Source organism: Paenibacillus sp. CF095 (genome assembly GCF_900101225.1).
Lineage (GTDB): Bacteria > Bacillota > Bacilli > Paenibacillales > Paenibacillaceae > Paenibacillus.
Genome location: NZ_FMZN01000002.1, coordinates 331,491 through 356,972 on the forward strand (window position 1 = coordinate 331,491; position 25,482 = coordinate 356,972).

A 25,482-nucleotide genomic window follows, 5' to 3' on the forward strand; every position below is an offset into this window, starting at 1 on the left:
TACCATACCAGCCTTTCCTAAGCACATGTGAGATAGGGATTATTGTTGTAATCGCTTTCAAAATTTACATTGAGAACATGTCCTTCGTAACTTGGCATGGCAGCGATGGACGAATGTTATCATCATATATTGGGAGGAATGGAATCGATGAAAACGAAATTTCGAAGTTTATGCAGCACAGCCCTGGCTCTAACGTTGGGGTTAACTTTATTGTCCGGCCCGGCAAGTGTGCAGGCAGCGGGTAACGCAGACTACAATCTCACAGGCTTCTCTCAAGGGAACGCGGGCGGCGGCATCATTAGCGAATCAAACACAGCCACGTATAAGAAAGTGTATAATGCGAACGATCTGGCACTGGCGCTGAAAAAGAACTCCGGTGTCAAAGTTGTTGAGATCATGAACGATCTGAATCTGGGATGGAATGAAATTCCGAGCGCAGCGCAGACTTCTCCTTTTGCCAAGCATAATGATGCGCTGACACATCCCGTATTGAAACAGACCGGTGTCAGCAAACTCACGATTGACGGTTTCAATGGACTCACGATTTTCTCCGCCAATGGTTCCAAGATCAAACACGCTGCGATCAGCGTGAAACGAAGCTCAAATGTCATCATCCGCAACCTGGAATTTGATGAGTTATGGGAATGGGATGAATCCACCAAAGGTGATTACGACAAGAACGATTGGGATTACATCACCCTGGAGGAGAACAGCAACGTATGGATTGATCACTGCACATTTAATAAAGCCTATGACGGACTCGTCGATTCGAAAAAAGGAACCAGTGGCGTGACCATCTCCTGGTCCCTCTTCAAAGGGGATGACGGCAGCTCGAACAGCTGGGTTACCCAGCAGATTAACGAATTGGAAGCAAATAAGGCTTCCTATCCCATGTACAACTACCTGCGCAGCAGTGCTGTAGGTCTCAGCAAAGCCGATATTATCGCCATCTCGGGACCCCAAAAGAAAGGACATCTGGTCGGTTCGACCAGCCTGGAATCAGCTAACGCCAACCTGTCCATGACCCTGCACCATAATCTGTACAAAGATATTCAGGATCGGATGCCACGCCTGCGTGGAGGCAATGCACATGCATACAACATCGTGATGGATTCGACTGGGGCACGTGCCGCTAAAGCCAAAATTACAACGGCGATGGCAACAGCGATTGCGTCCAAAGGTTATAAGTTCGATATCATTGGCAATGGGGCAATCTCTACGGAGAGCGGGGCCGTATTGGTTGAGAAATCAGTCATTAAGGACGTGCTGTATCCTGTTCGTAACAATCAGACCGACCCGGCAGATCCAACCTATACCGGCAAAATCAGAGTGACCGATACCATGTATTCTTTGGATGGAAGCTTATTCCGGGGCAGCAGTGATACGTCCGGCAGTCCGCTGGCTCCGATCCCGGCAGTGGTAAAATCGTTCTCCTGGAACGGTTTCTCGACACTTCCTTACAGCTATACCACGGATGATCCATCTACGTTGAATGCACGTCTCACGGCTTCCAATGGCGCGGGTTCGGGTAAACTGACCTGGTCCAAGGATAATTGGTTGAAGACAAGTTATTGATATCAGAGTAACCTGTTGCTTTTACGTTCTTCAAATAAGGAAAAGAGTGCTCCTGCAGCTACGATAGCCGGGGGTGCTCTTTTTATATAATTTAGCTCCATATACAGTTTGGCGGGCCGCTTGAAAAGTGACTCCTTGTAAGGGTGGATCATCTACAGCATGTTTTGGTCTCCCCGGTGATCGTTGTAAATCTTTATTTATCTTCATTACCTTTGTGAGTAATTTATGACAAATTAACCATTTATACAAGTACGCCTTGTAATTTTACTTACCGGTAAATATAATTTATTAGAATTGACCAATAAGGATGGTGAAGCAGCTTGGATGTATGGATATACTCCGCACTTACTCTTGTTTATTTGATACTTGTTGTTTGGATGGCCGTCGATTTAACCCAGAGGAAGCAATGGCTCGCGTATTCCAGTTTTCAGCTATTTGTAGCGTTCAGCTTGGCATATGATAATGGAATTATTGCTGTAGGTAATTTGATAGGGGAGGGGGAAGTGTTAATGTTTCTCAGTAGCCTTCGATTTTGGCTGCATGCCTTTGCTACCCCTACCCTTATTCTTGTTGGATACCATATCTTGCGCAGCTCAGGCGCCAAGTTTGCAAATAGAAGTATAATCGAGTGTGGTAGCATGGCTGATAACTTTAGGTTTGGTTATCTACCAGATTGTAGGTTTTACTTTATCCGAGGTTAAAAATCTCAAGGTTATAGAAGAGTATGGAGTACTGAGATATATGGCAGAAGGTCATGGAGGTCCGCCGATGATGGTGATCATCGTGGGGATTGTACTCTTGTTTGTTAGCCTGATCGTTCTTTTCAAACATAAATGGGTATGGCTGTTTGTTGGGACTGCATTATTGTTTGTAGGACAGTTAATCTCCCTGCCAGTGGAAACCGGAACTTTAACCAATGTGTATGAGTTAATCCTCATCCTCTCGATTTGGAGAACGACTACATTTCTGAAGAATTCAACAGATCATCGCCGTCGTTAAGCTCCGATGCATCAAAAAAGACTGGCCAGTAAGATAAAGGCCAGTCATCTGTGTTCGTTTATTTCATTTTTTAATTCAAATATCCATTGTATCTGATGAGGCAGACACAGCACTCACCGAGTCACGATAGATGATGTTGCCTTTCACGTGTACACGGCCGAAACTGCGGTTTGGGTTGTCGACCTTTTTGAGCATGGACTGAACTGCCGTGCGCGCCATCTGTTCCACATCCACTTCAACAGTTGTCAGCTTGGGATCGGAGAGCATCGCATAGATATCATTGTCAAAACCAACAACAGAGCATTGGCCAGGCACCTGAATATCCATGGAAGTCAGTTTTTGGACGAGCAGATGAGCGACCTGATCACAGTTGCATACAAAGGCGGTTGGCAGCTGTTCCGGCAGATCAATCTCAATAAACGTACCTCGTTCATCCCGATCATTCAGAACCAGCTCTGGATTCATCGGCAACCGATGTTCCAGCAAGGATTTGTAATACCCGAGGAATCGGTCCTGGATGCTGCTCGTGGAATACAGGTTCCCCACATAAGCAATGTTACGGTGGCCCTGCTGAACCAGATAGTTCGTCAGCTCATAGGCAGCGTAGAAGTTATCGGTAACGACGGAATCGATGTCCGAATGTTCATCGTAGAAGTCGAGAAACATTTTGGGAACCTCCATCGATCGCACCAGTTCAATATACTCTTTGCTGATCTGTCCGAGCACGATGAAACCATCGACCTTGTTGTCGCTGTACAGCTTGGGCAGTGTTAATTCCTCCTCATCCTCCACATTCAGAATGTGTAGAATGCCGTAGTAGCCCTGTTCCTCCAGATGTTTGGTGATGCGTTGGAACACGCGTACATAGAACGACTGCGTAGGCCCGGTAAAACGCTCCGGGATAATTACGCCAATATTATGGGTTAAGCCTTCCTTCATGGAACGGGCAGCAGCATTATACCGATAGCCCATTTCAACAGCAAGCACTTTAATTTTTTCCTTTAATTCGCCACTCACGCCATCTTTATCATTCAATGCTTTCGAGACGGTCACACTGCTGACCCCGAGCCTGTCGGCGATATCCCGCATGGTGATATTGTTCTTCAGTATGGTCGCCTCCTTCAAGCCGGTATAGGCACAATGTGCTGTCATTATGATGAGTGCTTTCTCCGCACATAATAACAATCCATATCAGTATACATCGTTACCAACTTGGAATAAAGCCATTCTGACTGTTGTTTCGCTATTTTCAGCATATTTTAGGCTTGCTTGAAAGGTTGCTATAGCGATGTTATGTCAATTGTTTCTGTAAAAGCTTCTCATTCTGTTCTATCAGCTGACCCCGCTGGCTGGCACAGTCCAGGGAACGATACGGATCAGCCGGTGTATTGAACGTATAATCGACGAGTTTCTCCAGAGTCGTTGTTGCCACATGACAGCGGGTATCACTGGAAGCGTAATAGATAAAGACTTCTTCCTTCTCATTGACCACAGCACCATTGCAGAAAATAACATTGGATACATCGCCTACACGCTCGTCGTCATAAGGGGCAATGAAGTGGCCGCCCGGCTTGGCAATAATACGCGCCGGATCATTCAGATCCGTAGCGAAGGTGTATAACACATAACGCAGGCCTGCTGCGGTGTTCCGAACTCCGTGAGCAATGTGAATCCAGCCACGATCCGTCTTGAGTGGAGCAGGGCCTTGACCGTTTTTGACCTCATATACCGTATGATATTGCCGTTCGTCGATAATGGTCTCTTCATGAATGACAGGGTTCAAGATATCCTCACACAGACCAAAGGCGATTCCGCCGCCGCTGCCTGTCGAGATGAATCCGTCCTGTGGACGGGTGTAGAAGGCATACTTTCCATCCACGAATTCCGGGTGCAATACGACATTGCGCTGTTGAGGGGAATTGGTCGTGATGTTGGGCAACCGTTCCCAGCTTGTAAGATCCCGTGTCCGAACCAGTCCTGCCTGTGCAACTGCGCTGGACGTATCAAATGCAGGAGCCTCCGGGTCTTTGCGTTCCGAGCAATAGATGCCATAGATCCAGCCATCTTCATGTTGAACAAGGCGCATATCATACTGATTGGTTTCATCCGCATCGATATCATCCCAGACCAATGGTTTACCCGTGAAACGGAATCCATCGATGCCATTGTCACTCTCGGCGAGCGCAAAGATTGATTTGCGATCTAATCCTTCCATACGAATAACCATGACGTATTTGCCATTGAAATAGATGGCTCCCGGATTCAACGTCGCATTAATGCCCAGACGCTCCATAAAATGCGGGTTCGTCGTCTCATCCAGATCGAATCTCCAATGCAGCGGTACATGATGGCGAGTGATTACCGGATATTGATACCGATCATATACGCCATTGTAGAAGGAAGAATTGATCTCATTGGGGCGACTAAGTAGCTGCTCCTGTTTCTCCAGTAACTCCTTGTATTTCGGGTGTATCATTCTGATCCCATCCTCTCGATTAGTTCAATACAGAATCTGCTATTGTGATACGGGCATTTCCACGGTCCAGCAATCTCGCTCTGATCCGGTGTACCGTTCCCATCAACCGACCAGTACCATTCCCCACCAGCGCGCTGATCAATGATGTTTTCTTTTGTATAGGTCCACAAGCGTTCCACTCTCTCCAGAAACAAGGGATCGCCTGTACGCTGATACGCGTTATAGAAACCGACCATCGCCTCAGCTTGAACCCACCAGATTCGCTTCTCATCGATATGTTCACCTTCTTGTTCATTTAACAGGGAACCATCGGCATTCACGGCTACATTGGAGATGTTATAGGCGATATCCGTTACCATCGCTGCATACTCCGGATGTTGTTCCATCCCCAGAACTTTCAGTGCTTCGTCAATCAGCCAGCTGGCTTCAATGTCATGTCCGAACGAGCGCAGATCGATGATGGATTCCCACTGTTTGTTGAAAAATACCCCGAGAAACTTGGTGTCTTGGTCATACACGCGTTCATACAAAATTCCGAGCAGGCGTTCCAGCGCCGCCTTCACTTGTTGATCCGGCCACACGCGATAGAGCGTGGTGTAGGCCTCCAGCACATGGATATGCGTATTCATTGTGTAATCCGCAATAACCCCATTTTCGCTCAGCATTTCATTGGGCTGTTCTTTCCATGTGCGATCAAATTGTTCCTTATACGCAGGTAGTTCGGCATCCAGACCTTTGTCCTCAATTAGAGCAAAAAGCGTTTTCGCAAGTTCCAATGCAGAAGCATCCCCGGTTGCACGATAGTACTCACTGAGTGAATACACACCGAATGATTGCGTATACACATGTTTGCTCGTGTCCAGCGCTTCCCCTGTGTAATCTACCATCCAGTACATACCGCCATATTCGGTATCCATCACATGGTCAGCGAGAAAACGGTATGCATGTTCAGCATGCTCGCGCCATCTTTCGTTTCCGGTAATCCGATAGGCTGCTGCAAAAGACCAGAGTTGCCGTGCCGTGGCGATCCCGCCTTTGGGTGCCTGTGGATTCACCTGAAGATCATTGCCAACCCAGCCGTAGAATCCACCGTGGGTTGCATCTTTAAGGTTGGACCAGAAGGGTAAAATCTGCTTCTCCCAATGGGCCTTAATCTCAGATTGGAGTTGGGGTGTTTTTGTATTCATAAGTGAGCGCTCCTTCAACGTGTTACATAAATCTTAATATATAAATTGAATTAAAGAATATTTACACTGGCCACTCCGATGACAGAATAACCTTCCGATCGCTGTTATCCCCAGATTTTTTTGATTCCCTTTTTCAAAGGTGAAATTCCGGTGATAAAGGCGAACGCTCCGCTTCTTCAGGTTCTTTCTGTCCTCTACGTTTCGTGTAAATGTTTAATCAATTCATATAATTAAGTTAACGGTAACTTTATTAAATAATATTAGTGCTCTGAAAAACAGATGTCAACGAAATGCATCGCAATTTTTCTTGTTAAGTTATAAATAATTTAATTGACAGGTAAGCGTTACCATAATAGAATTCATTTTGTAACCTTAACGATAACTTAATTAACTTAAGAGAGGGGTCGAAACAATTGAGAAAAAACAAAGGTTGGATGATGTTGCTGACGATGCTGCTCATCACTTCACTACTTGCTGCATGTTCATCCGGAGGTGGATCTACGCAGGCAGGGGAGGAGATCAGTACAGATCCGGCAGATATCAAGGGTGAGATTACTGTCCTTACACAACGTACAGATATTGTTGATACCGTATTCAAAGACTACGCTGCTGAGTTCAATAAGGAATACCCGGATGTCAAAGTGAACTTTCAGGCACTAGCCGACTACGAAGGACAAGTGAAGATCCGTATGAGCACCAAGGATTATGGTGATGTACTGATGATCCCGACCAGTGTTCCGATCGCGGATATCCCGGACTTTTTCGAGCCGCTCGGCACGTATGATGAATTGAAAGACAAGTACACCGCCATTGAAGAACGCATGGTGGATGGTCAGGTCTACGGTATCCCTACCGTGATCACGTTCTCCGGAATCATTTATAACAAACAGGTCTTCAAAGACGCAGGCATTATGGAAGTTCCAAAAACACCGGAGCAATTCCAGGCTGCGCTTCAACTGGTCAAAGACAATACAGATGCGGTTCCGCTCTACACCAACTATGCATCCGGCTGGGCCCTCACCCAATGGGAATCGGACCTGCCAACTGTTGCAGGCAGTGTGGATTACGTTAACGTGGACCAACCGAATACAGATGAGAACTTTGTGCCTGGTCAGCCGCACTATGAACTATATAAAGTGCTCTATGATGCAGCCAAGAACGGTCTAATCGAGAAAGATCCAACAACAACCGACTGGGAAAGCTCCAAAGCGGATCTCGCCAAAGGCAAAATTGCTACGATGGCACTTGGATCTTGGGCGATCACACAGATCCAAGGCATGACGGATACTCCGGACGACATTGGTTTCTTACCTTTCCCAACCAATGCAAGTGAGGTTGTGGTTCCGCTCTCCGCAGACTATAACATCGGCATGAACGTGAACAGTGAGAACAAACCTGCTGCCAAAGCCTGGATTGACTGGTTCCTGGCGAAATCAAACTACGCGGTTGAACAGGGTGGCGGTATGGATGCAGACAAGAATGCTGAATTACCACCCATTTTGGATCAATATAAAGATGTGAAATTCTCCACGCTTACACCTGCCAAAGAAGGTCAGGAAGGTCTGGTCGACAAGATTGATAACGAAGGCGAAATCGGTCTCTGGCAGCCTGACTTCAAGAAACGCATTATCGAAGCAGGTATTGGGAACCGCAAGGAATCGTATGACGACATTATGAAAGATCTGAACGACAAGTGGGTCAAAGCAAGAGCAGAACTCACGAAATAATTGGATTAACGTAAGTGGATCAGGTGATGAATGGACTGCGGGGATAAAGGAATCCATTTATGAATGGAGCATGGAGTATGTGGTATTTGAAAGCATGATACCCATGCTCTTCCCCCGGCAGTTATTCCGCAGGAATTCCATTGGACGGAGTCTTTCGATATATAGGCGGGAGAACCGCTTGGAGGTGTGGAGAGCATGAAGTACTTAAAACTTTCGAATTGGGGCTACTCAGCGCAACGCATATTTATCATCTGTGCCTTCTCAATTATTCCGCTGGCGTTGCTGTTTACATTTGCATACTTGCCAGTCATCAACATGTTCAAATACAGTTTCACCGATTGGAACGGATATAGTAAAAGGTTCGATTATGTTGGCTTTGAGAACTACACTCGCATATTCAGTGATCCCGAATACTTCAAAGTATTTATTGTCAGCTTGTATTACTTCGTGGCTACGTTCTTACAGATGGGCTTGGCGCTTTACTTTGCCACCATTCTGAGTTTCAAAGTTCGAGGCAAAAACTTCTTCAAAGGCATACTGTTTTTTCCTTATTTGCTGAATGGGGTAGCCATCGGTTTTATCTTCCTCTTTTTCTTCAAACCAGACGGTACACTCGATATGCTCATGCATGCTGTAGGGCTGGGACAATACACGCAGCTCTGGCTCGGTAATCCCAATATTATTAACGTGTCACTCGCAGGTGCATCGGTATGGAGATACATGGGCTTCAACTTTATCATTTTCCTGGGTGCAATCTCCTCCATTCCGAAGGATGTGTATGAAGCATCCGATATTGATGGTGCCAATCGCTGGCAGCAATTCCGCCACATCATCCTGCCAAGCATTACACGCATCCTGCAGCTCAACCTGATCTTGGCGATTAGCGGCGCAATTAGTGCGTTCGATATTCCATATATCATGACCGATGGTTCCAACGGCAGTATGACATTTGTAATCCAAACGGTTCACTTGGCATTTAAATATGGCAAGCTGGGACTGGCATCCGCCATGGCTGTGGTGCTGCTCTTGATCGTTATTCTCGTTACGCTTGTGCAGCGCGTCACCATGAAAGGGGAGGAATAAACGTGACACAACTCAAATACACCCTTGCGAGCGTGGTTAAATATGCTTCCCTGGTGCTTGCGGCGTTTATCGCACTGTTACCTATCGTGGTCATCCTGTTTGCATCTCTCAAAACGAATGCGGAATACGCTTCCAGCAGCCCGCTTGCCCCGCCAGCCAACTGGCTGAACTTTGCGAACTATGCGAAGGCTTTTGTGGATGGCAACATGCTGGTTGGTTTCAAAAATACCATTATTATCTTGGTCATCTCCATTATAGGGGCGACCTTAACGGGTTCCATGATCGCGTATGTGCTGGATCGGTTCAAATTCAAAGGCAAGAAAATCATGGTCGCGGCATTCCTGCTCGCTACCCTGATTCCAAGTGTTACGACACAGGTCGCCACATTCCAGATCATCAACGCGCTCGACCTGTTTAACACACGCTGGGCGGCCATCGTGATGTACCTGGGTACAGATATCATCGCGGTTTATATTTTCCTGCAGTTCCTTGGCTCCATCTCAAGTGCACTGGATGAATCCGCCATGCTGGACGGCGCGTCGTACTTCACGATCTACTGGAAAATCATTCTGCCATTGCTGAAACCGGCCATTGTAACGGTCATTATCGTGAAGGGTGTGAACATCTATAACGACTTCTACACACCGTTCTTGTACATGCCAAAGACCGATCTACAGGTCATATCCACCGCCTTGTTCAAATTCAAGGGACCGTTTGGATCGCAGTGGGAAGTCATCAGCGCTGGCATCATGATCGCCATTATTCCAACCATGATCATCTTCCTGTTGTTACAGAAGTACATCTACAACGGCTTCGCGCAAGGCTCAGTTAAATAAAATCCGAAGGGAGAAATGAAAAATGTCAGTTGCCGAAACGAAAAACGTACACATTGTTGGGGATGCTTTGCCAAATATGCCATGGGAAGCCAAACCGGAGGGAACGGAAGGCCCGGTATGGAGACATTCGGCGAACCCGGTAGTCCCGCGTAACCCGGTCAAGGGTGTTGCCCGTATTTTCAACAGTGCTGTTATACCGTATGAAGGAAAATTCATTGGTGTATTCCGCGCCGAAACCGTTAATGGCCGTCCACACCTTCACATGGGCGCAAGCGAAGACGGTTTGGAGTGGACGATTGAAGAAGAGCGTATTGCATTTGTAGATGAAAATGGCGATCCGTTTATGCCGAACTATGCATACGATCCACGTTTGGTCAAAGTCGAAGACACGTATTACATCATCTGGTGTACAGACTTCTACGGCGCAGCACTGGGTCTGGCCAAAACAGATGACTTTAAAACATTTGTCCGCCTCGAAAATCCAATGCTGCCATTCAACCGGAATGGCGTGTTGTTCCCACGCAAAATCAACGATAACTATGTAATGTTGTCCAGACCAAGTGACAGTGGACATACGCCATTCGGAGACATTTTCCTGAGTGAAAGCCCGGATCTCGTGTATTGGGGCAAGCACCGTCATGTGATGAGCAAGGGCGGCCAAGGCTGGTGGCAATCGGTCAAAATTGGCGGCGGGCCCGCTCCGATCGAAACGTCTGAAGGCTGGCTGATGTTCTACCACGGCGTAACCGGAACCTGTAACGGTTTTGTCTATAGCATGGGTGCGGTCATTCTGGATCTGGATGAGCCATCCAAAGTAAAATATCGTTCCTCCAACTTTGTGCTGACACCAGAAAAATGGTATGAAGAACAAGGCTTCGTTGATAACGTGATCTTCCCATGCGCAACACTGCATGATGCTGATACCGGACGTATCGCCATCTATTACGGCGCTGCCGACACGTATGTGGGCGTCGCTTACACGACCATCGAAGAGATCGTGAACTATGTGATCGAGACGGATGAAGTCATCGCTGGAGACCATGAAGAGGGCAAGCTGTAATTGAAGTGAAAGTGTATATATTCGGTCATTGTATTTACATTAAGTTAACAGGAACACTGGGGAGCAATGCATATGGATTATATTAAGGGATTTACATTTGGCTGGATGAGTGGCAAGGACGACTTCCGCAAGCCGGAAGCCAAAGAATCCTTGCGCCTGATGGCTGAACGTACAGGCAGTTCACATGTTATTTTTGCACTGGCTGCACATCAGGATCATCCGCAGGCGGTAGAGGTCAAGTATCGGGGTGAACATCTGGTGGAGGATGATGAACTGATCGACATGATTCGTTATGCCCGTACACTCGGGCTGCGTATCATTCTGAAACCAACCGTTAACTGCACCGACGGCACATGGCGTGCACACATTAACTTTTTTGATATCGATGTGCCTTGTGAGCCGAAGTGGAAGGATTGGTTCTGCAGTTACACGGCATTTCAGAAGCATTATGCAGGGATTGCAGAGCAGGAAAAGTGTGAGATGTTCATCGTAGGCTGTGAGATGGTGCAATCCGAGCGTCGGGATCAGGAATGGCGCGAGGTAATCGCTGGTGTGCGTGAAGTGTACACGGGACCGGTGTCATACAATACGGACAAATATCAGGAAGGTCATGTGAAATGGTGGGATGCTGTGGACGTCATCTCTTCCAGTGGGTATTATCCCATCGGAGATTGGGAGGCACAGCTGGATCGAATTGAGCAGGCGATTGCTCCCTACGGCAAACCTTTCTTCTTCGCAGAAGCAGGCTGTCCCAGCCGCAGTGGATCAGCCCAGGTACCGAACGATTGGGGACTGGAAGGCGAAGTAAGTGCGGAGGAACAGGAGCGTTTCTATGAGGCCATGTTCCGGCATGTCAGTCAGCGTGACTGGGTACGGGGCTTCGGTCTGTGGGATTGGAGCGCACATCTGCACGCGGAGAATGATGCGCTGACCGATGACGGATATGGAGTTTACGGCAAGCCAGCGGAGCAGGTGATTCGTCGGTTCTATGAGGGCATCGCTGTAGAAGTTTAAACGAAAAACAAGAAGGCGTATGAAGATGGATTTCAGTAATATATCTGCATATGTACTTTCGTGATTTCCATGTTATAAGCAAAGAATGGCAGATTATTGTGGAACTTATTTTTGCAGTTGCGATTTATATTCAGGTCGAGAGGCTCTTCCTCCTATTGGAAGGGCTTTTTTGGCTATTTTAATAACAACACATACTATGTCGAATTTTGTTGACAAAAGGAGGGCTCCTGCCTATTCTTAATGGATGAATATGATAATCATTATCATAAAATAGAGAAAAGGGGTTCAACATCCATGTCTGTTCAACATCGCAAATCTTCGGCCCTCACGCTGGCAACTATGCTCTTGTTGTTATTCGTTATTGTGGGTTGCAGCAATACAGGAAGTGGAGATGAATCCTCATCTGCTGCTTCGGATCAAACATCTACGAAGTCGATTACGATGTCATGGCCACGTGATATCGGTACAATGAATCCGCATACGTACAATCCTTCGCAATTATTTGCCCAATCGATGCTCTATGAGCCACTGATCAGTTACCAGAAGGACGGAAAACTGGAACCTGCACTGGCAGAATCATGGACAATCTCCGATGACGGCAAAGTATATACATTCAAGCTTCGCCAAGGTGTGAAATTCTCAGATGGTACACCATTTAATGCTGAGATTGTGAAAAAGAACTTTGATGCTGTAATGAAAAATAAAGATACACATAGCTGGCTGGGCATTGTAGGTGTGCTCGACAAGACAGAAGTTGTGGATGACCATACTTTCCGATTGACACTCACAGAGCCGTATTATCCGGTTCTTCAGGACTTGTCTGTGGTCCGTCCGTTCCGCTTCCTGGGTGAAGCTGGATTCCCTGATGACGGAGATACTTCCCAAGGCATCAAAGAGCCAGTTGGAACGGGCCCGTGGATGCTGGCTGAATACAAGCAGGACGAATCTGCTGTTTTCAAACGCAATCCGAATTATTGGGGAACAGCACCAAAGGTGGATCAGATTACGGTCAAAATCATTCCTGACGGTGAAACCCGTGTCCTTGCTTTTGAAAAAGGCGATCTCGACCTGATCTATGGTGAAGGTATGATCAGTCTGGATGCGTTCCAGGAGCTGCGTGACAATGATAAATATGTGACCCAATTGTCTGATCCGGTGGGCACACGCAGTCTGCTGCTGAACTCTTCCAATCCAAAGCTGTCCGATGTCAGAGTGCGGATGGCGCTCCAGCAAGGGTTTAACAAAAAGGCGATGGTGGAAGGCGTGACTTCCGGATTGGAAGAACCAGCCGATACCGTATTGTCCAAAAACTATCCATACACCAATGTAGACCTGGAACCGATCACGTATGACGTAGAGAAATCCAAAGCATTACTGGATGAAGCGGGCTGGAAGCTGCCTGCAGGTGGTACGGTTCGTGAGAAAGACGGTCAGCAGCTTGATTTCGAGATGATTTTTGACAAGACAGACCCGATTCAGAAAGCGATGGCTGAGACCATTCAGGCAGAATGGAGCGAGCTTGGGGTTAAGGTAAACCTCACTGGACTGGAACTTACGGTACAGATCAAACGTCTGAAAGCCAATGATTTCGACCTGTATTTCTGGTACAACTATGGCGCTCCATATGATCCACATTCCTTCATTAACGTTGTGGCGAGCCCTGGATTCGGGATTTCCGAGACCCTGAGTGCGTTGCCGATGAAAAAGGAACTGGACGATCAGGTGCATGCAGCACTGTCATCTACAGACGAGACGAAACGCCAGGAGTTATATGGCTCTATCCTGAAAACACTTCAGGAGCAATCGGCAATCGTACCGATCTCTTATATTAAGAAAACGGCTGTATATCAGAAGAAAATCTCCAACTTTATTTTCCCGGCGAATCGTGATGAAAATCCGTTTGTAGGAATCGAATTGGGCAATCAATAAGTAGTAATTACTTTAATTTCGGAGTGGTAAGGCCTTTGTAAGGTCATGTAGCTTGATAAAAGGGAGGAACGTTTGGTGATCAGTTATATCGGTAAACGAATGATCGCGATCATTCCTATCGTTTTTATCGCTACACTTGTTACCTTTGCGCTTATTCATATTTCACCGGTTGATCCAGCCGAGGCTTATCTGACAGCCGCTCATATCTATCCAACACCGGAGCTGCTTGCGCAAAAACGGCATGAATTCGGTCTGGATCAGCCCTTGTTAACCCAATATGCGCATACGATTCAGAAGATTGCCAAGCTCGACTTCGGCACCTCGTATCTCACCAATAAACCCGTATGGGATGAAGTGAAATTAAGGCTTCCGGCTACGGCTGAACTGGCTTTCTGGAGTATGTTGTTATCGGCTTTGGTGAGTATTCCTTTGGGAATACTGGCGGCGGTGTACAAGAATAGCTGGATTGACATGGTCAGCCGGGCGATTTCCTATTTTGGAGCATCTATTCCGCAATTCTGGCTCGGTTATCTGTTGATCTTCTTTTTCTCCGTAAAGCTGGACTGGCTGCCTGTGGAAGGACGTGGATCGTGGGAGAATCTGGTTCTGCCTACGATTACACTCTCCTTGATTCTTATTGCGATCTACACCCGATTACTGCGTTCCAGTGTACTGGAGCAATTGCAGGAGACATATGTACAATATGCAAGAACACGCGGGATTCGAGAACGAGTCATCATGCTGAAACATGTCCTGAAGATCGCTATATCGCCCCTCATCACGGGGATGGGGATGAGTATGGGCAAGCTGCTCACAGGCACCATTATTGTAGAGCAGGTGTTTTCCTGGCCTGGGTTCGGCCGTTATTTTGTCGATGCGATATTTAACCGGGATATTCCCGTGATTCAATGTTATGTCTTCCTGGCGGCATGCCTGTTCATCGTATGCAATCTGCTCGTTGATCTGGTGCAGCTCGTTATGGACCCACGGATTTCAGCGAAAGGACGGGCAGAACATTGATAAACAAATGGCGTGCGGTATTTAAAGGACAGAGAGCCATCCAGATCTGCTCGGTGATCATATTGCTTTTCTTCGTGATCGCGTTATTAGCCCCATGGATTGCTCCTCATGACCCGGTGAAGGTGAATCTGTTGCAGAAGCTGGCGAGTCCATCGCTTGAGCATTGGCTCGGAACGGATCATCTGGGACGCGACAATCTCACTAGGCTGATGTATGGAGCGAGAGTGTCGCTTGGATTTGCTACCCTGATCTTCCTGTCATCTTTACTCATAGGTGTCATTGTAGGTTCAATCTCCGGTTATCTTGGTGGTTGGGTGGACAGTCTGTTGATGCGCTTGTGTGAAGGCATTATGGCGTTTCCGAATCTGGTGCTGGTGCTCGGTATTGTAGGGATCTTTGGTCCAGGTCTGATGCAGGTGCTTCTAGCACTCATGATGGTACAGTGGGTGTATTATGCACGTATCTGCCGGAACATGGTCGTTAGTCTGAAAGAACGGAACTTCATCGCAGCGGCGCGGATTAGCGGCTCTTCTTCGTGGACGATTATTCGAAAACATATCATCCCAAATGTGCAGCGTCCCGTTGTTGTGATGGGCACACTGGAGATGGGCTGGGCGATTATGGATATATCCGCTCTGTCCTTCCTGGGACTTGGTATTCAACCACCGAATGCAGAGTGGGGAGCCATGATCCATGAAGGAACGGGGTATATTCGCAGTCATCCGGAGTTGATGATATACCCGGGTGCATTGATTCTGCTGGTAGTCATTACGTTCAACATCTTGGGTGAAGCGTTATCCGAGCGTTATGGCATTGCAAAAAGGTAGTGGTTCGAGACCGAAGGCATATGGAGGTGAACGTAACGATGGATGATGCAGCGAAGGTACTCGAAGTTCGTGGTCTGCAAGTGAATCTTAGAACAGCGAAGGGTTCAGTCCCGTTACTGGAGCCCATAGATTTTGAATTAAAAAAAGGTCGTGTCTTCGGTCTGGTCGGCGAGAGTGGCAGCGGCAAGACCGTTACATGTAATGCGCTGCTCCATCTGCTTGATTCACGCCGGATGGAAGTGTCGGGCAGCATCCGTCTGAATGGACGGGAGCTTGGCTCGTTGTCGGGTGAGGAGATGCGGCACATCCGGGGCAAGGACATCGGATTTATTATGCAGAATCCGATGAATGCTTTTACACCTGTATACACGATTGGATCCCAATTCATTGAAACCTTGCGTACACACACAGGAATGTCCAAAGCAGCGGCCCGGGAGTGGGCGATTACTGCCTTGGCAGACATGAACCTGCCCGAGCCAGCCAAACTGATGAAGCGATATCCATTCCAACTGAGTGGAGGTATGTTGCAGCGGGTGATGATCGCTATATCGATGTGCCTGCGACCAGCCTTGGTTATTGCTGACGAACCAACGACGGCACTGGATGTCGTGAATCAGTTCAAGGTGCTTCAGGAATTGGATCGGCTACGTACGGAGTATGGCACATCCATCTTGCTCATCTCCCACGATCTGGGTGTGATCTCGCAAATGGCCGATGAAGTCGCGGTTATGCAGAAGGGACGGATTGTGGAGCAGGCGGATGTGTACCAACTGTTCGATCACCCGCAGCATGAGTATACCCGGGTGTTGTTAAATGCCAGACCCAGTATGTCTTTGGGACGATAGTCAATCACAGATGAGTTGAATCGTTCAGTGAGCGTATGTGTAGAGCGGGTATGAACTATGTTTGAAGCGTGTAGGCGTAGGGGTGAAATGGACATGGTAATGTGTAATTTCAGCTTCTTCGGAGATTGCTTCTGCCAAGTACAAAAGAGGAGGGTGACCTGATGCTTCAGGTACGTGAAGTAAGCCATAGCTATGGCAAACGCAACTGGCTGGATCGTTCGGGAGCGCGTCCTCCTGTGCTGGCAGATATCTCACTTACGATCGAAAAGGGTGTGTGTCTAGGGCTCCTGGGTACGAGCGGGGCAGGTAAAAGTACCTTGGGTAAAATCATTCTTGGTCTGGAGAAGCCCAGCCAGGGTCAGGTTTTATTTCAGGGTCAGGATATCTATCGATCCAGCAAACCCGTGCTTAAGGGATTACGGCGCGATCTGCAGGTCGTGTTCCAGGACTGTTATTCGGCTGTGAATCCACTCATGACTGCCGCGCAGATCATCGGTGAGCCACTGGATAATTACGAGCGATTTTCGGCAAAAGAACAACTTCGTGTGGTCGGACAACTGCTTGAGCAGGTTGGGCTTACACCTGAGGATGGGAGCAAGCTTCCGCACCAGTTCAGCGGTGGGCAATTACAGCGAGTTAACATCGCACGAGCCATTGCGCTCAAGCCAAAGTTAATCGTACTGGACGAATCAATCAGCAGCCTAGACATGGTGCACCAGACTCAAATTCTATCCTTATTGGCGGAGCTCAGGGCGTCCTACGGGTTGTCGTACCTCTTTATCACGCATGATATTCGGGCTGCCATGACGATCTGTGACCGCATTGCGGTAATGGATCAGGGGAAGCTGGTCTATAGCGGTGATGCTGGGGGTTCGGTAATGCAGTCGGATCATCCGGCTGTGCAGCAGTTGGTTACAGCTATTTTGCCTGAGCATCCGTCGGGTCGTATTTCGTTTAGGTAATGCGTTGTTTGTATTTGTTGTAGATGGCTGTTCATTGGGGGTGCTAACCATGGTTGTTTCCATTGCATTACTGATGCAAAGTCGACTTTCCAAAGGCGGGTGTTGGCGGCATCACGCTGACAAGTCGTGCGGTTTTGTCTCTCTAAGTGCAGGTCGCTAACGAACCGAATGAGCGTTAAATGGCGATTTAGCGTGGAATGCAAAATGTAACGAACCTCAGTGAAGTTATTCCGGTGCAAACCAGTGGAAAACTGCCAAATGATGTACAGATCGAGGAAATAACGCGTCTAAGATTCGTTAAACCTCAGACTTATCGGAAATGGGGCTAATAGCGTGTTTACGGTTCGTTAGATCATAATGAATGCTAAAAGGGTTGTCTCCTGCGTCTTGAACAAGACGTAGGGACAACCCTTTTTTTGTAACTGGGAATAGGCACATTTCCTGCTTTCTGATATAAGTTAAACTAAAATGACAATTGCGCCACTCGCGGATTACAGGACTACCTCTGAATTACGCAGATCCCCAGATCTTTGATTTAACTTACAAGGTTAACATCTGGAGAGAAGTATCTACTTCCGATGAAGGATTTCTTGCAGAAATCTTTTAACCCATCTTCCGCCCAAGCTGTTCGATCTTATCCAACCAATTCTTTCTCTGTTCATCTGACTTCTTACCAACTTGATCTACAGTTGTTATCCGCACAGGTTTGATGCCAGTCAGTGCAAATGTGGAGATTTTCATCATCTTGTGTGCGGGCTCACCCTGGAACCACTTGAAGTACCAACTCGGACCATCCATGGTGGTGATCATGCGAGCGGTGCGGCCTTTGAGTAGTTGATCCGGGAAAGGTTTTCCTTTTTGATACTTGAAGGCGTAACCTGGCATGAAGATTCGGTCAACGAAACCTTTCAGTAGGGCAGGCGGTCCTCCCCACCATATTGGGAACACCCATACGAGATGCTCGGCCCACTTGATTGCTTCTTGAGCTTGTAGCAAATCTGGTTCAAGTGGAAGTTTATTACGATATCCTCCTTCCAGATTCATGTTGAACGCCAACTCATTCAGGGTGATCATGCGAACTTCTGCACCAGCTTGAACCGCACCTTTACTGTAAGCCTCGGCGATTGCACCGTTGTAACTGGGTGAGACGGGATTGCCTTGAATAATTAATATTTTTTTCATGGAAGATGACACGTCCTGACTATTTTAGTTAATGAACACTAACCTCATGTGCAAAAAGAAAAGGTCACGTATGACCCGATAATCCATCTGGTATATCCTGATGGTATGTTGACGATTCTCTTTTTATAACGTGTAGCCCCGAGCCTTACTTGGTGTTCTGCGAGGTCAGAATGGCTACCACTCTCCCTCGCTACTCTTGGGGTACCTGCCCCAACATTGATGCAAGTCGGTGAACCGTTTCCCCCGTATAAGGTACCAACAGCTCTGGTAGCTCACCTTGCATACTGGAGACCGCCATACGTGTAATTGCACCGATCACCAGAACGGCTGTAAGCCGTGAATCCTGCTGAGGCAGCTCACCTCGCATGATTCCCTGATCGATCAGATCCATTAACGCATCCAATGGCTGACGGTAATCCTCGCTGCTTCCCGCTTCAATGAATATTTCATGATTCTGTGAAATCAGCAGCAGTCCGTAGGGATCTTCATCATGCAGATGGAGAACCTCGGTAACCAGTTGCTTGAAGCGTTCCAGCACCGGACCTTCCTGTCGAACATACCCGTCAATCAGTGAAGTATAGTCCGCGCAGTATTGGGTGAAGGCTTCCAGGGCAACGGCATCTTTGTTTTTAAAATGTTTGTAGATCGCCGCATCGGTTACTCCGGCGGCGTCACCGATCTCTTTGACGGATATGCCGTCAACGCCTTTGGTTGCGAACAAGCGCATCGCCGCTTGTAGGATATCTTTCTTTTTGCTATCCACATGAGATTTGTTCTTCATGATTGTATAGTAAGTGATTACTAACTAAAATGCAACAAGCACTTTTGAACCTCACTCTTGGAGCACTAAATAAGCGCTTACGAACAAAGCTTGCAGGCTTGTGAACAGCAACGTATGATGAATAGAAATCATAATCGGGAGCAGCAGGGAGAACGAAACGGATGGTGGATAGCGTGAAAGAAGAGATGGATACATACAGCTGGGTGTCGTCTGAAGGAATGCTGAATGATCACTATATAACAAGCCGCGAACAGTTGTATAAAGGAATGAACGGACGATATGTGGAGCGATTCACTGTTCCTACCGGTGGCAGTTATATTTTTAAACCGCTGACGAATCCTGCACAGCACGGACGGGAACGATGGATGTACGAGCGTGTGATGTCTGGCTTACCACCAATCTATCCGCAGCTTATTGCAGCGTCGGACCTTACCATTGCACCGGCGCAGAGCTGGATGATCTATGAAGATCTGGGTCAATTGGTGCACGATTCGCAAGAAGCGACCATGCTTAACACAGCGGTACATATGGCAGCGTGGCATGCGTTGTCTGTTACGGATTGGAGCGAGCTGCCTCGCGTGGGCCAGAAACCGTCTATTCACACCATGTTGGATGAGTTGCAAATGCACAGACAACCTACGGATGACCTGTTGTCCAGACTGGATATGCAGCTGTCTGCATCCGATTGGGACAAGATCTCCAGGTTGATCCTCACGGCAGAGGAAGAACTTCCTACTGTTTTGTGTCACGGAGACTTGCATCCAGGTAACATAGCGGAGGTGGAAGGCAGACTGGTCATCTTGGACTGGGAGCATGCCCACCTTAACACGCCGCTGTGGGACGTAGTTCATCTGGTGGATCTCTCACATCCGCTGTTTCCCAGAACGGTTACGCCTGCTTTGCGAGAACGGGTCATGGATGTGTATCTGGACAAACTAGGGAGCCTGGGCGTGCAGATTGAACGGGTTTCTTTTGCAGAATGGTACGACGCTTATGCTATTGTATTCTCACTCTGGATGCTGCGTTTGATTGATGGTGACCTGAGAAGTGAGGAATGTGTGTGGCCGAAGGAACAGTTGCGTAACCAGTGGCATGAGACGGCAGCAACGCTGGAACAGTGCATGAAGCACTTGGGTGAGGAATAGAAATGAGGGGTGAGAAGCTTGCGTAAAGTCGGACTTGTTATGCGTAAAATTCAATTCACGGAAGCACAGGGGCCACGCGTATTTGCGGATCGGCTGAAGCAGATTGGTCTGGAGTTGGGTGTGGATATCGTGTTCATCTCGCCGGAGCGTCATGTCAGCGGATACGACTGGTTGCCGGGTTATGAGCATGAGAAAGGTGACCTGGTGAATTACGATATCGTGCTGGACCAGATTCATAGCCAAAATATAGAGCATGTCATCTACACCGTATCCGGGTTTACGTTTTTGAAGATGTTCCTACCAAAGAGTGTATTGTTCCCGCACAGTTTCCCCGATCCCGCACTAACGGGATATGAGATGATGAAGCCATTCTATACGATGGTGGATAAAGCGATTGTACAGACGGAGTTTTTGAAAACAGAACTTGGCCGCAATTTCGGCGTACATGACGTGAACGTCATCCCGATTGGCTTTAGTGAAGAGCTGGCGAACCGGCACTATGACCCGAGTCAGGTTGTGCATAATCGGGTGCTCTGGATCGGTCGGGATGAAGCAAACCGTCGACCGGATCTAGTTTTGGAATATGCTCGGCAGAACCCGGACAAGGAAGTATATATGGTGTTTGGCGGTGTACGCTATAAGGAAACCATGAAGAAGTACGACATTCCTCCCAACGTGAAGCTGAAGTTTGCGCTTACGCAGGATGAGATATTTACGTTGATGAACTCATCCAAGGTGTATTGGAACTGTTCGGCCTTTGATACGTTTGCGATGCCGCTGACGGAAGCGATGGCGATGGGCAAAATGGTCGTGAAACCGGAGCATGCCTGCTACGGTCACATTCGATCCACGCATGCCTTTGCAGGCAACGAGGATAACTGGTTTGAACTGGTGAACATGGCTGCGGCCGCGCCGCGCAGTGTGTCAGAAGACAACCGGGAGTATGCGTTTGGTGCTTTTTCGCGCACGAAGATGAAAGAAGGGTACCAAAACTTTTTCTCGGATTGGTTGAAGTAACGTAAGGTCTGTAACAAAGGGCTTAATCCATCCAGCAACAGGAGGGGAACCTTATGGAAGTATTGATCTTGTGGACATTGGGAATGTGGGCGGTGCAGCTGCTGATTGAATGGCTTATCTACCGTTTGCAAGGACGGCGAATGACGTGGGTTCAATATATATTGCCATGTGTGGCCTTGCTTGGCGGTGCCGTTGTAATCATGATCAGCATCGATATTGGCGGGTGGAACGGCATCGGATATGCCCTGCTCGGTGCATCACTGGGTGCCGCGGGAATGTTAACACTTATTACGGTGGCGATCAGGGATGTGATGCTTCGGCGACGGGGCAGGAACTAAGCGGGATAATGAAACTACTTTACAGTATGATTGAATTGGGCGAAGGGATGGTTGCGGAAACGCATTCGTCTGTGATATATTGACATTAATTATGACAAGGGAGGTGAAGACAGGTGAATCACGAGATGCTTAACAACCGTATTAGCCAGCTGCCGATTGCTATGGCTGGCATTGTTCATACTTTTTTGACCAACGGGAGAAGTCTGTCCAATTTTGAATATACGGAAGTTAACATTTGCGAGAAGATGCCTGCCTTGACCTCATTCGGACGATAAGCGATATTGCTTGAATTCTGAAGGGCCGCGGAGCTAACCTCCTGCGGCTCTTTTTGTGTTGCGGTCAGGATCTTCCATACCATAGGAGGAACCTTATTATGATGATGATTAGCGCGCAACAATTGACTCAATACCACGGAGCACATCTGGTGCTGGACGGCATTACATTTGAAATTATGGAAGGCGACAAGGTCGCCCTGATCGGCCGCAACGGAAGCGGCAAGACAACACTTATGCGCCTCATGGCAAGGCTGAATAAGCCGGATGAAGGGCAATTGATGATAAAAAAAGATACACGGACCGGTTACGTGGCACAAGTTCCAGAAGGACTGGATGACCATACCGTTCTGGATGTGCTGAGCCTTGGATTCAAGGAGCTTATGATATGTCGCACGCAAATGAAGGAAATGGAGCAGCAGATGTCCGATCCGGCATGTGCAGCAGACCCTAATCAATTGGAGCGCCTGTTGAAACGTTATGCAGCGCTGCAAGACCAGTTTGAGCGTGAAGGTGGATACGAAATGGATGCGCGGATCGATCAGGTGGCGGACGGTCTGGATATCGCCAAGGCGCATTATGAATGGCGCTTTGGTTCCCTGTCCGGTGGGGAACAGACCCGGGTTGTGCTGGCCTCGCAGCTGATCGTAAAACCTGATCTGTTATTGCTGGATGAGCCGACGAACCATCTCGATCTGGAGCGGGTCGAGTGGCTGGAGGGATTTTTACGAGAATACCCAGGCACCATTGTCCTGATCTCGCATGATCGCTATTTTTTGGATCGGGTCGTGAATCGAACACTGGAGCTGGAGGATGGAGAAGCGGAAACGTCTGCTGGCGGTTATACGGAATATATGAAAGTGAAGGAACAACGGCTGTTGCAGCAATTCGAGGAGTTCAAGGAGCAGCAGAAGGTTATCAAGAAAATGAAGGAAACGATCCGCCAGTTAGAGGAGTGGGGCCGAGTTGGTGGGAATGAAAAGTTCTTCAGACGGGCGGCTTCTATGCGTAAAGCCATCGAGCGGATGGAACAGGTGAAGCGTCCTGTACTGGAGCGCCGCAATGCCGAGTTCGATGTGCGTCCTACGGATCGAACGGGTAAACGGGTAGCGGTATTGGAACAGGTCGAGAAGAGCTATGGTGAGCGTGAAATCCTGCGCGGAGTCTCGGGTCTGCTGGAATATGGGGATAAAATTGCACTCATTGGCCGCAATGGCTCCGGCAAGACGACCCTGTTCAAGCTGTTGCTTGGTGACGAGCAGCCCAATGCGGGCAAGCTGGAGTGGGGGACGCGTGTGGATGTGGGGTATCTGGCTCAACAGGAGGAACCCACGAATCCAAAGCTGAACGTACTCGAATACTTCCGTCTGGAAGCAGGCGTGGAAGAGGGAGAGGCTCGCGGAATTCTGGCCCGATACCTGTTCTATGGAGCGGATGTATTCCGCTCTGTCGGGCAATTATCCGGCGGGGAATGGACGCGCTTGCGTCTGGCTCTACTGGTGCAGCGTAAACCCAATGTACTGCTTCTCGATGAGCCAACTAACCATCTGGATATCGCATCCAGAGAAGCGCTGGAAGAGTCGCTGGTTGATTTTGAAGGGACCGTACTTGCCATCTCACATGATCGGTACTTCGTCAATCGCCTCGCTTCCCGTGTCTGGGAACTGGAGAACGGGCAGATGACCGCTTATCTGGGAGACTATGAGGCGTATCGCGAGAAGAAGCTTGATTTGCAAGCTCGTTCGGCGGCGGCGACTCAGGCTACAGCAGGAGTGGGAATTTCTTCTCGTGGGAACGCCAAGTCAGAGATGAAGTCAGGTTTAACGTCTGCGTCGAGTGGGACTACCAGATCAGGGAAGAAACCAGAAGCAACCTCGACAATGAACGGTTCCACTGTTGCGGCTATCGATGGAAGTCGAGATCATGAAGCTTCTACTGAATCAGGTAAGGCGTTAACTCCTTCAGCAACAGCTGTATCGAATCATAGAAACGGCAATGGGAACCAACCGTCTGCGGAGAAGCTGGAACAGACGTTGGCTCGTCTTGAGGCACAGATTCAGGCGCTGGATCAGCAGCTGGAAACGGTGCAGAACAATCCGCTTGAACTGGAACAACGCTGGAATGAACGCGAGCAGCTGTCGGCTGAATACAATGATCTATTGGCCCAGTGGGCTGAGTTATAAGTCAGAATAGCACAAGCATAAGATTGAACAAGCGAGGTCGGAGAATCATCTCCGGCCTTTTTGAACTGAATTACATAGCGAACGCGGAATTTGCTTGTTTTTTCAAGCTTTGTTGATCCAAGAACTGGGCGACAACCTGTTCTTATTTTTACATGTCATGGGGAATAGTGTAACTTTTTACCTCCCCATGCGTTAAATACGTTTGTATGAATTGAAACGGCTCACCTAAGAGCTCGCAAAAAGGGAGGTTATCGGTATCTATTATTCATTGACGTATCGGAGTTGGTCGGATGATCGACAGGCGGAGACGGGGGTGCTGGAACAGACTTCAGTCACACGCGATGAACTGTTCATGCGCAAACTGGTGGATGCCACCCTGGTGAAAAACAAACTCTGGGCGCATCTGTCCAATGAATGCCAGGATGGGCGGGAACATGCAGTATATGTAACGGCGTATGAGCAACAGATGCCGGATGAGTACGGGGCAGCTATTGCGGATGCTGCGCTGGCGATGTGCAAAATGTCTTCCATGTACAGCGCAGAGTATATGTTGTGGAATGGACGTTCATTTCAGGAATTGGAACTCACAGTATCCTCCACCTATACGATGGAGCTTGCCGAGCAACTGCTGGACCATTACATGGTTCGCGGTGGCAAGACGTATGAGTTCCTGTATTCCGTGCTGGATGCGGATCGCAAGAAAGTGTTGTTTTATATGAAAGAGGTGGATCTGTAATGAGTGACCAAGAGCGGGGGCAAGCATCGAAACCCGGTTCAAAAGCAAAGCTGGTTGCTTTCTCCCTGATGCTGGCGGTACCTGCCGTGTTATCGGGTTGTGGCAGCAACAATGATGAATGTGACCCGGAGTATGATACCGGATGTGAATATGATTCCAGCAGTGGGCACTATTACTACGGTGGGTCGTCGTATCGAAGCAACAAGGACAGTAACAGCTCCTATAGCAAATCCAAGTCCAAATCAAGCGGCTTCGGTAGCTTCTTCCGCAGTTCGGGAGGATAACCGG

Annotated in this window: 24 protein-coding genes; 19 read left to right on the forward strand and 5 right to left on the reverse strand. The window is 48.2% G+C overall.

The genetic code is table 11. The annotated features are described in order from the left end of the window. Window positions 1–147: 147 nt before the first annotated feature. Entirely contained in the window at window positions 148–1,575 is a 1,428-nt protein-coding gene (locus BLS69_RS20785; RefSeq protein ID WP_091035750.1) for a pectate lyase family protein, read from the forward strand. A gap of 741 nt (window positions 1,576–2,316) precedes the next feature. Next, on the forward strand, window positions 2,317–2,574 hold the full coding sequence (locus tag BLS69_RS20795; RefSeq protein ID WP_091035755.1) for a hypothetical protein: 258 nt from the start codon (window positions 2,317–2,319) through the stop codon (window positions 2,572–2,574). A gap of 75 nt (window positions 2,575–2,649) precedes the next feature. Here BLS69_RS20795 and BLS69_RS20800 read toward each other — a convergent pair whose 3' ends face one another. From BLS69_RS20800 to BLS69_RS20810, 3 genes are all read right to left on the reverse strand, one after another. Continuing rightward, entirely contained in the window at window positions 2,650–3,726 is a 1,077-nt protein-coding gene (locus tag BLS69_RS20800) for a substrate-binding domain-containing protein (RefSeq protein ID WP_091035759.1), read from the reverse strand. A gap of 139 nt (window positions 3,727–3,865) precedes the next feature. Next, window positions 3,866–5,050: a glycoside hydrolase family 130 protein gene (locus BLS69_RS20805; protein ID WP_091035761.1), complete on the reverse strand. Its 1,185-nt coding sequence runs from the start codon at window positions 5,048–5,050 to the stop codon at window positions 3,866–3,868. Further along, window positions 5,047–6,237 carry an AGE family epimerase/isomerase gene (locus BLS69_RS20810; protein WP_091035764.1) on the reverse strand — a complete coding sequence of 397 codons (1,191 nt, stop codon included), beginning with the start codon at window positions 6,235–6,237 and terminating at the stop codon, window positions 5,047–5,049. Before BLS69_RS20810 ends, BLS69_RS20805 begins: the two co-directional genes overlap by 4 nt. A 413-nt stretch (window positions 6,238–6,650) precedes the next feature. On the opposite strand from BLS69_RS20810, the gene BLS69_RS20815 reads away from it, so the two are divergent. The 10 genes from BLS69_RS20815 to nikE all read left to right on the forward strand — a co-directional run bounded on the left by BLS69_RS20815 (window position 6,651) and on the right by nikE (window position 17,540). Beyond that, a complete protein-coding gene (locus BLS69_RS20815) occupies window positions 6,651–7,964 on the forward strand; it encodes an ABC transporter substrate-binding protein (RefSeq protein WP_091035766.1) in 1,314 nt (437 codons plus the stop codon). 195 nt (window positions 7,965–8,159) lie between these two features. Continuing rightward, window positions 8,160–9,047, forward strand: a complete 888-nt coding sequence (locus BLS69_RS20820) for a carbohydrate ABC transporter permease (RefSeq protein ID WP_017691677.1) — start codon at window positions 8,160–8,162, stop codon at window positions 9,045–9,047. Between the two features lie 2 nt (window positions 9,048–9,049). Next, on the forward strand, window positions 9,050–9,883 hold the full coding sequence (locus BLS69_RS20825; RefSeq protein WP_091035769.1) for a carbohydrate ABC transporter permease: 834 nt from the start codon (window positions 9,050–9,052) through the stop codon (window positions 9,881–9,883). Window positions 9,884–9,905: 22 nt separating this feature from the next. Beyond that, window positions 9,906–10,943, forward strand: a complete 1,038-nt coding sequence (locus BLS69_RS20830; RefSeq protein WP_091035772.1) for a glycoside hydrolase family 130 protein — start codon at window positions 9,906–9,908, stop codon at window positions 10,941–10,943. Window positions 10,944–11,015: 72 nt separating this feature from the next. Continuing rightward, window positions 11,016–11,957, forward strand: a complete 942-nt coding sequence (locus BLS69_RS20835) for a glycoside hydrolase family 113 (RefSeq protein ID WP_091035774.1) — start codon at window positions 11,016–11,018, stop codon at window positions 11,955–11,957. A 294-nt stretch (window positions 11,958–12,251) separates the two neighbouring features. Continuing rightward, window positions 12,252–13,886, forward strand: coding sequence for a nickel ABC transporter substrate-binding protein (gene nikA / locus BLS69_RS20840; protein ID WP_091036538.1), 1,635 nt, complete (start codon window positions 12,252–12,254; stop codon window positions 13,884–13,886). A gap of 75 nt (window positions 13,887–13,961) precedes the next feature. Further along, window positions 13,962–14,906, forward strand: a complete 945-nt coding sequence (gene nikB, locus BLS69_RS20845) for a nickel ABC transporter permease subunit NikB (protein WP_091035776.1) — start codon at window positions 13,962–13,964, stop codon at window positions 14,904–14,906. Continuing rightward, window positions 14,903–15,733, forward strand: a complete 831-nt coding sequence (gene nikC / locus BLS69_RS20850; RefSeq protein WP_091035780.1) for a nickel ABC transporter permease subunit NikC — start codon at window positions 14,903–14,905, stop codon at window positions 15,731–15,733. The genes nikB and nikC overlap by 4 nt, the downstream gene beginning before the upstream one ends. 38 nt (window positions 15,734–15,771) lie before the next feature. Further along, window positions 15,772–16,578: an ABC transporter ATP-binding protein gene (locus BLS69_RS20855; RefSeq protein ID WP_091035783.1), complete on the forward strand. Its 807-nt coding sequence runs from the start codon at window positions 15,772–15,774 to the stop codon at window positions 16,576–16,578. Window positions 16,579–16,739: 161 nt separating this feature from the next. Continuing rightward, a complete protein-coding gene (gene nikE / locus BLS69_RS20860; RefSeq protein WP_091035785.1) occupies window positions 16,740–17,540 on the forward strand; it encodes a nickel import ATP-binding protein NikE in 801 nt (266 codons plus the stop codon). Window positions 17,541–18,143: 603 nt separating this feature from the next. On the opposite strand, the gene BLS69_RS20865 is transcribed toward nikE, so the two are convergent. Both BLS69_RS20865 and BLS69_RS20870 read right to left on the reverse strand, forming a co-directional pair. Then, window positions 18,144–18,722: an NAD(P)H-dependent oxidoreductase gene (locus tag BLS69_RS20865; RefSeq protein WP_091035788.1), complete on the reverse strand. Its 579-nt coding sequence runs from the start codon at window positions 18,720–18,722 to the stop codon at window positions 18,144–18,146. Window positions 18,723–18,912: 190 nt separating this feature from the next. Further along, window positions 18,913–19,503 (reverse strand): TetR/AcrR family transcriptional regulator, encoded by a 591-nt coding sequence (locus BLS69_RS20870; RefSeq protein WP_091035790.1) that lies wholly within the window; start codon window positions 19,501–19,503, stop codon window positions 18,913–18,915. Between the two features lie 161 nt (window positions 19,504–19,664). Between BLS69_RS20870 and BLS69_RS20875 the strand changes: the two genes are divergently transcribed. The 7 genes from BLS69_RS20875 (at window position 19,665) to BLS69_RS20900 (ending at window position 25,478) form a co-directional block, all read left to right on the forward strand. Continuing rightward, a complete protein-coding gene (locus BLS69_RS20875) occupies window positions 19,665–20,648 on the forward strand; it encodes a phosphotransferase family protein (protein WP_091035793.1) in 984 nt (327 codons plus the stop codon). Between the two features lie 18 nt (window positions 20,649–20,666). Continuing rightward, window positions 20,667–21,665 carry a glycosyltransferase gene (locus tag BLS69_RS20880; RefSeq protein WP_091035796.1) on the forward strand — a complete coding sequence of 333 codons (999 nt, stop codon included), beginning with the start codon at window positions 20,667–20,669 and terminating at the stop codon, window positions 21,663–21,665. A 53-nt stretch (window positions 21,666–21,718) separates the two neighbouring features. Beyond that, a complete protein-coding gene (locus BLS69_RS20885; protein WP_076333795.1) occupies window positions 21,719–22,003 on the forward strand; it encodes a hypothetical protein in 285 nt (94 codons plus the stop codon). A gap of 113 nt (window positions 22,004–22,116) precedes the next feature. Next, window positions 22,117–22,278: a hypothetical protein gene (locus BLS69_RS32215; protein WP_017691697.1), complete on the forward strand. Its 162-nt coding sequence runs from the start codon at window positions 22,117–22,119 to the stop codon at window positions 22,276–22,278. Window positions 22,279–22,376: 98 nt separating this feature from the next. Beyond that, complete coding sequence (gene abc-f / locus BLS69_RS20890) at window positions 22,377–24,458, forward strand: ribosomal protection-like ABC-F family protein (protein WP_076333794.1); 2,082 nt, start codon at window positions 22,377–22,379, stop codon at window positions 24,456–24,458. Window positions 24,459–24,771: 313 nt separating this feature from the next. Next, window positions 24,772–25,194 carry a hypothetical protein gene (locus tag BLS69_RS20895; protein WP_256332372.1) on the forward strand — a complete coding sequence of 141 codons (423 nt, stop codon included), beginning with the start codon at window positions 24,772–24,774 and terminating at the stop codon, window positions 25,192–25,194. Further along, entirely contained in the window at window positions 25,194–25,478 is a 285-nt protein-coding gene (locus BLS69_RS20900; protein WP_036671603.1) for a hypothetical protein, read from the forward strand. The genes BLS69_RS20895 and BLS69_RS20900 overlap by 1 nt, the downstream gene beginning before the upstream one ends. The last annotated feature ends 4 nt before the right edge of the window (window positions 25,479–25,482 follow it).